The sequence below is a fragment of the Ferruginibacter sp. HRS2-29 genome (assembly GCF_024343615.1).
In the GTDB taxonomy this organism is placed as follows: domain Bacteria; phylum Bacteroidota; class Bacteroidia; order Chitinophagales; family Chitinophagaceae; genus Ferruginibacter.
Map to the genome: position 1 here is coordinate 1 of NZ_RJUB01000153.1, position 1947 is coordinate 1947.

Annotated in this window: 3 protein-coding genes; all 3 read right to left on the reverse strand. The window is 42.5% G+C overall.

Annotated features, from left to right (window positions below; all coding sequences use genetic code 11):
- Positions 1–15: 15 nt before the first annotated feature.
- Positions 16–633, reverse strand: coding sequence for a hypothetical protein (locus tag EGI32_RS17545; RefSeq protein ID WP_255155385.1), 618 nt, complete (start codon positions 631–633; stop codon positions 16–18).
- 85 nt (positions 634–718) lie between these two features.
- Positions 719–1315 (reverse strand): Pr6Pr family membrane protein, encoded by a 597-nt coding sequence (locus EGI32_RS17550; RefSeq protein WP_255155386.1) that lies wholly within the window; start codon positions 1313–1315, stop codon positions 719–721.
- Between the two features lie 116 nt (positions 1316–1431).
- Positions 1432–1947 (reverse strand): hypothetical protein (locus EGI32_RS17555; RefSeq protein WP_255156653.1); only part of this gene is annotated, 516 nt, incomplete at its 5' end.

A 1947-nucleotide genomic window follows, 5' to 3' on the forward strand; every position in this document is an offset into this window, starting at 1 on the left:
AATTACCCCGGATGGTTACTTTACTCCGTAAGTTCTGCACCATTTATCCAGTAAAAGTGGTTTGCCATGAGGATCGGAGATGGCTTTATCAATGATCTCAAATAATTCAGGAGTTAACAACACAGCAGCTCCATCATTACCACCATTATATAAAAATACCCGTTCGTCTTTTTCCTGTAAAAAGAGCTGTTCATTTACAATTTCCGCAAAAGCCTTTGCTGCTTCGCCCCAGCCATAGCCAGGAAAATCTTTAAAGATGACATAATCTTTTCCATTTACGATCATACTGTGATTGACCTTTTCGAGATCTGCTTCTTCAATATGGTTCGTGACTTCAAATTCAAGGCCGATAGCATCAAATACATATTGTAGATATTTGAAGGCATCTGTAAAACCACCATCTTCAAAAAGAGTTTCACCATCAAGCATGTAATAGCGGTAATCTTTCGAATGGTTAGCGAGAGTGTAAAAATGAGCGGTATTCAAATAATTATTCCGTAAGCCTTCGCGCAATTCTTCTTTTATTTCCGCAATATCTTCCTGCGCTGCATATTTGAAATAACCGGCTTTTTCCAATAGTTCAATGACATCGTTGTTCTCCCGTAGGTTGGGCGTTTCGGGTACTTGATCCATTTGTGACGGTTCAGTTATTTTCTTTTTCTTAAAAAAATTAAACAGATTTATGCATGAATTATTTTGATTTCGGAATACCCGTAATTTATCTTTTGATGACCGATTTGCCAATAAAAAGAAACAATGCCGACATGGCCAAAAATCCCACCACCAGCAAACCCGAATTGATGAGCACCTGCCCCATGCCAAACCTGCTCACATTTACAAAAGGATAAGGATAATAATTGGTGGAATTTCCATAAGCTAAGGTGTAAGCGAGATAGAGTAACGGGTAGATCGTCCATAAGAAGATCACTCCGTAACCCACGGGTTTGGAGCGCTGATACATCACCCAGAATACAAGCGTCAGTATCGGCAGCAGCGTATGCAATAATTCATCGGCCAGCATGTCCCAGCCATGCAGCTCTACCAGTCCCCTCAGCAGGAACTGGTACACCAGGAATACCGTGGTAAGATATACCGTGACAGCAGTATGGGTAGCAGGTTTCACATTTTTGCCGAAGGCAACCGCGGTGAAATACACGGCTGTCAGCGTATTCGTCAGAATCGTAAAAAATCCAAAGTAGCGGATAGTCGTATCCAGCGTGCTGCGGCCAGGACTGTTTTTTAAAATAAGTATATACTGAAGTACGAGCGCAAACCAACCGATCAGCCCAAAGAGCGTTGCAAGTTTTGTTTTCATAACGCAGTTTTATTCTTAAAGGTAGAAAACCTCCGGGGTTTTTCTCCCAACCCCGGAGTGTTTTGGATCAAACGCCCGGAGGTTAAAAGAAACCTCCGGGGTTAAACCTCCGGGGTTTATTCGCCGTAATAAAAGTTTAATTCCCTGCACAATCCTTTGATCGCTTTTTTGCCGGCGGCTGTAAAACCGATCAATGCATATTCATCTTCCTTTCCTTTATTCATTACCTGGTGTGTGGTGGCAGGTATTGCTATGGTAGAAATAAGATAGTTGCAGCCAAGACAGATATTCACCTGGTTCACCATCGTATCGTTTTTGTAAAACACCAGCCCGAGATGTGGCTCAAAACAAGCGGCGGTACCATCTCCATAAGTTGAGTTACTGGACAATGCAGCCGTGATCTTATCAGCTTGCTGCCGGGTAAGGAATTGCTGTTTGGTGATGACCGGAACAAATTTACCTTTTTCATCGATCACTGCGATGTCATCTCTACCCCCGTCGAAATCATATGCGATGACCTTATCATAATCCATGGTGTTAAAAGGTGCACCCGCTTTTTTGTTTGGGGAAATTGCAGGAGTAGTCATGAGATAATCTTTCAACTCTTTTTCTTTCAGGATATCCGCCGGGTC

Excerpts from the sequence above, each read along its gene's own strand:
- EGI32_RS17545 (WP_255155385.1), bottom strand. The coding sequence starts at position 633 with ATGGATCAAGTACCCGAAACGCCCAACCTACGGGAGAACAACGATGTC.
- EGI32_RS17550 (WP_255155386.1), bottom strand. The coding sequence starts at position 1,315 with ATGAAAACAAAACTTGCAACGCTCTTTGGGCTGATCGGTTGGTTTGCG.